The organism is Wolbachia endosymbiont of Drosophila barbarae (assembly GCF_044752445.1).
GTDB classification, from domain to species: Bacteria; Pseudomonadota; Alphaproteobacteria; order Rickettsiales; family Anaplasmataceae; genus Wolbachia; species Wolbachia pipientis.
The window spans coordinates 5282-10358 of record NZ_JBIXJM010000238.1 but is presented as its reverse complement, the minus strand read 5'-3'; the positions used below and the strand labels follow the sequence as shown (position 1 = coordinate 10358).

The 5077-nt window shown below is 36.3% G+C and carries 4 protein-coding genes; 1 reads left to right on the top strand and 3 read right to left on the bottom strand.

Annotated features, from left to right (window positions below; all coding sequences use genetic code 11):
• The 3 genes from ACIPNH_RS05775 to ACIPNH_RS05765 form a co-directional block, all read right to left on the bottom strand.
• A partial coding sequence (locus tag ACIPNH_RS05775; protein WP_400772186.1) for a metal ABC transporter permease occupies positions 1 to 257 on the bottom strand: 257 nt, incomplete at its 3' end.
• 1 nt (position 258) lies between these two features.
• The gene (locus ACIPNH_RS05770) at positions 259 to 615 is read right to left on the bottom strand and encodes an Mth938-like domain-containing protein (protein WP_285534872.1); all 357 of its coding nucleotides are present in this window, start codon (positions 613 to 615) and stop codon (positions 259 to 261) included.
• A 3-nt stretch (positions 616 to 618) separates the two neighbouring features.
• A complete protein-coding gene (locus tag ACIPNH_RS05765; protein WP_006280386.1) occupies positions 619 to 1485 on the bottom strand; it encodes a 4-(cytidine 5'-diphospho)-2-C-methyl-D-erythritol kinase in 867 nt (288 codons plus the stop codon).
• Between the two features lie 81 nt (positions 1486 to 1566).
• Between ACIPNH_RS05765 and ACIPNH_RS05760 the strand changes: the two genes are divergently transcribed.
• The gene (locus tag ACIPNH_RS05760) at positions 1567 to 4968 is read left to right on the top strand and encodes a UvrD-helicase domain-containing protein (RefSeq protein WP_400772184.1); all 3402 of its coding nucleotides are present in this window, start codon (positions 1567 to 1569) and stop codon (positions 4966 to 4968) included.
• Positions 4969 to 5077 lie beyond the last annotated feature (109 nt).

Genomic DNA, 5077 nt, shown 5'->3' with positions numbered 1-5077 from the left:
GCAGAATATAATCTGTTAAAATTAAGAGAAAGTAGTATAGCAAATGTAATTGCAATGAGCATTATGCTAAGCGATGGGCTAATCTTAAAGATTAAAGCAAGTGCAACACCAAGCAACGAAGAATGGGACAAACTATCACCAAGATAAGATAACCTTTGCCATATCATAAACGATCCTAAAGCGCCTGTTACTAGGCTAATTACAACTACTGCAACTAGACTATTGATGAAAAAGTCCTGGGTAAACATTTCAAACATGCTATATGGCTATTAGATAACTGACAACAAATCTATCTTCGGATATTAAAACGTTATGGGTTCTGCATGCAGAACCTGTTGTCATAAATTCAAAATTTAAACCTTTTTGTTCCATAAGATAGGACTTCACTGAAGAACTTGGTATATTGCGTGTTTTACCAGTACCTATTAACAAAATTTCTATTTCCTCTGTTAAAAAAGATTCAAAATACTCCTTGCTGTTTATATCACTTTCTTTCAATTTTATCACCTTTTCAGGAAAAATTATAATTGAGCCATAATATTCTTGATTGTTTACCAAAAATTTTCCTTCCCTGTAACCATTTATAAGATTTTTATTCTCGGAAATTAAGGGCATAAGTCAAACTATTAATTGAGTGTCACATACCCACCATTCTGGTTGCTTTTTTCCGATATTAACTGCAGCAGCTTTTGCATTTTCCTCACTATCGAATATTCCAAAACATGATACACCACTGCCTGACATGCGAGAAAGTATAGAGCCTTCTTGTGACTCAAGTGTTGATATCACATCCTTAATTTCAGGTACAAAGCTTATTGCTATTTCTTGAAGATCGTTTCTCGTCTCTTTAAGAAGCTTCAACAAATCCTTTTCAGCGTCATCGCTCCATTTAATTGGCTCAGAAAATTTTCCTTCATGTTTGGAAAATACCTCTGGTGTACTCAAAAACCTTTTTTTCGGTTTCACAAGCACCACATTTGTAGGTAAAGAGAATTTTTTAATGTGGCATAATTCTTCGCCAATACCTCTAACAAAAACTGGCTTGCTATCTACGCTTGCGGGAACATCAGCACCAACGTTTAAGGCTATTTCATTTAAAATCGTCCTATCAATCTCCCACAGCTTCCCTAGCGTACGTACCACAGCTCCAGCATCTGAGGATCCGCTACCAAGTCCTGCAGCAATTGGTATGTTTTTTACAACCTTTACAGTGACTTTAGTGCGTACAGGAGCATGCCTAAGCAGCAGATTAACCGCTTTCATTACAGTGTTATATTGGTTATTTATTTTAGACTCGGAGTTTATAAATTCAACTGTAGAGTTATCGTATCTAGAATCCTTCTCACCTACTTTTATTTCCAAAAAATTAGAGAGATTAGCAAAGACAAATAAACCTTCAATCAAGTGATACCCTGTTTCTTTTTTGTCTACAACATGCAAAAAAAGATTGATTTTTGCAGGCGCCTTTACACAAAAACTTTTCATTATATATCTTCACTAACACTATTTTTACATTATATGTATAATGCTATTCTAGTCAACTTTTATAAGGTTCTCGCACTTCTGATGAGATCAAATGCCATAAATCCTAATTTCTCTGTGTGGGTAAATGCGTCCGCTGGTACAGGCAAAACAAAAATCTTAATAGACAGAGTATTGAGACTTTTATTAGAAAACAAAAGAAATATTCTTTGCTTAACATTCACCAATGCTGCAGCAAACGAAATGGAGAATCGCATTCACAGCATACTCAGTAAGTGGGCAATATGTTCAGAGAGTGAATTAATAATGGATCTGGAACAACTAGACCTATTGCAAATCAGAAAAAAAGAAACCTGGATCCCAGTGTCACGCACTGGGATGACAGGGGATGGCGCAGAAATAACGGAGAATGATGCTGAGGTGATAGCACCACATAACCACGATTTAAGTGAAAATCCAGTAGCCCACCCTTCGATGTCATCCCAGCATCCCTACTTGTCATCCCAGTGCGTGACACTGGGATCCAGAAAAAATAAAGATTATTTAACCAAAGCAAGAAGGCTTTTCTCTGAACTGGAAAATCTTGGTCTAACTATACAAACCATACACGCTTTCTGTTACAAATTAATCTCCAGCTTTCCTATAGAAGCTGGCATTGCTCCAAATTGCACGCTGAGTGAATGTAAAGAATTACATTCCATCATATTCAATAAAGTGCTTCATAACGAAACTGTGCAGGATGATATCAACCTTATTGCAACTGAAATTGATGAAAATAAACTACGCGATTTGCTTTATACTTTATGTATAAAAAGATCGATATCAGCAAATGATTCGAAATATATCAAAGATAAATTGAGCACCCCAGATGAAATTCATGACTTACAGAGTGAAACAATCGAGCACGTGGAAAGACTAGCCGAGATATTAAGTGAAGGCAGTAAAAGAGATCAGAGTTATAGTGAAATACTTTATTCTACTGTCATCCCAGCTGGGATCCAGAAAAAAAGAACCAGTGTCAGCTACTCGGATGATACCGGAATAAAGTGGAATGACACCAAAATAGAAAACCTAGCCAAGGTATTTCTAAAATCAGAATCGCACGAAAAAAAGAGCATATCATCCATTGCAACAAAAAGTATTTTGGAGAAATTCAAAGATGCAGAGCAAATAATAGAGAGCGTTCAGAATGTAGTATTTACCCATATAAGAGACATGAACTCTTATCAAATATTCAAGAGAACCAGTAGCTTACTTGGTATATTTAAAGTATATGTTGATCTATACAGTAGCGAAAAATCAAAAAATGCACTGCTTGATTACAATGATATAATTGACTTAGCAACAAATCTTCTCAGCAACTCAGATCATAAAGATTGGGTATTGTTTAACTTAGATCAAAAAATAGATCACATCCTTGTTGACGAGGCACAAGACAATAGCATCAGTCAGTGGAAAATTATAACAAATCTCTGCGATGAATTTTTTGCCGGTAATGATGAAAAGCGAACCTTATTTGTTGTTGGTGACGTAAAACAATCCATATACAGATTTCAAGGAGCAAATCCCCATCTATTCAACTATATGCAACAATACTTTCATACGAAAACTGGTGGTAGAGATTGGATATCATGCCAACTTGAAAAGTCATTTCGTTCAACTCCAGAAGTTTTGATGCTTGTAGATAGAATATTTAATAACTTCCGCGCAGAAATATCTTTTAATGATAATGAAATAAAACATGTTCCACATAGAGAAAATGACCAAGGATATATTGAAATTTGGCCAGCGTTACCAAGGCGCAAAGAGAAAGAACAGCAAGCTTTACAAATTCCTCTGACATGCAGGGAAAATTATATAATAGCAGACCGATTACTTGCTCAAACAATAGCCAACAGAATTCACAATTGGTTAAATGAAGGGCGAATTTTAGTCGCTAAAGATCGCCATATAGAACCAAGAGACATTATGGTTCTGGTACGACAACGAAACGTGTTAGTTGATTACATAATAAGCGAACTTAAAAAAGCAAACGTGCCAGTTGTAGGCCGAGATTATCTTAGAATTATGGACTATATAGCCGTGCAGGACTTAATAGCTTTGGCCGAATTTTTACTCCTCCAGGCAAATGATTTAGCTCTTGCAAATGCTTTAAAATCACCGCTATTTAATTTCACCGAGGATGATTTATTTAACATTGCATACGACCGTAAAGAGCATTCACTATGGGAAAGAATTCAGGATTATTCTGTGGTTATCTATAGTGAATTAAACTATCTCATTAACTTATCTCGCACAGAATCCCCTCTCGCATTATTCACGCATATACTGCGCACAGGTAAGAAGAAATTTGCTGCAAGGCTAGGTCTTGAGTGCTTCGAGGTTCTAGACGAATTTATGAACCTTGTGTTGCAATTTGAGAACCCATCTCTTCAAGCATTTGTTCAATGGATCAAGGAGAATAACCCAGAGATTAAGAATGATATGCAATCAGAACGCAATGCTGTGCGAATAATGACAATTCACAAATCAAAAGGTCTGCAAGCTCCAATAGTATTTTTGGTTGATACAAACACAGTGCCAAGAAACAGTGAAAGCATTATCTTTGATGGAACGGAAGCACCATTTTGGTGTGGAAAAAACAACAACGCTTATTGTGATCAAGTAAAAAGAGAGAAAAAACTAGAGGATTATAATGAATATTTGCGTTTATTATACGTAGCACTCACACGTGCTGAAGATGAGTTATACATCTTAAGTAAAGAGCCAGTGCAAAAGGGCTCTTGGTATGATCTAATCACTAAGTACGGAGAGCCATATGAAAAGAAACAAAGGAGTTTACAGCCAATATTTAAAGAAAAAGTTGAAGTGCTATGTGTGAACGCAAACTACCCTTACATTTATAAAAAACGTGATTACTTTGACGTTCCGGTCATTTCCCTTCCACCAGCTTTAGCCTACTCTTCGGTGTCATCCCAGCGCGTGACGCTGGAATCCAGTGAAAAAGAAGGAGCAGAATGGATCCCAGTGTCAGCTACTTGGATGACAGATGGTTATACAAGAGGCCTAATAATTCACAGCATATTGCAGTATATGCCCAAGATAGAAAAAGAAAGGAGAAAAAACTGGGTCAGAAAATACCTTGATAACATCAGTGAAGATAAGGATGAAATTTACAGTAAAATATTAGCCTTTAATGAAAAATATGGCTATTTGTTTGACTTGGAAGGCAAATCAGAGATTACACTGAGTGGAACAATTGATGGCAAGTCAGTATTAGTACGACTAGATAGGCTATGCATAACGCAAGATAAAGCAATCATAATTGACTACAAATCACACCGTAACGTTTCTGTTTCCTTATTAAATGAAATAAAAAAACAGATGTTAATCTATAAAACCTTAGTACAAGAAATATATCCAAACAAGCAAGTAGAGTGCGTGGTTATTTGGGTGGAAGATTTAACCATTCAATCTGACTTTTAACGAAACTTGATTGCAAGAAATAGCTACTACGTCATACCACCGCGAACCGTCATACCGCCACTCCTTTCTCGTCATCCCGCTACGTGTTAGCGGGATCTCAGCATAGCTA

Bases quoted from the DNA above. Each gene is read 5' to 3' on its own strand.
- ACIPNH_RS05770 (WP_285534872.1), bottom strand. From the start codon at position 615: ATGCCCTTAATTTCCGAGAATAAAAATCTTATAAATGGTTACAGGGAA.
- ACIPNH_RS05765 (WP_006280386.1), bottom strand. From the start codon at position 1,485: ATGAAAAGTTTTTGTGTAAAGGCGCCTGCAAAAATCAATCTTTTTTTG.
- ACIPNH_RS05760 (WP_400772184.1), top strand. From the start codon at position 1,567: ATGAGATCAAATGCCATAAATCCTAATTTCTCTGTGTGGGTAAATGCG.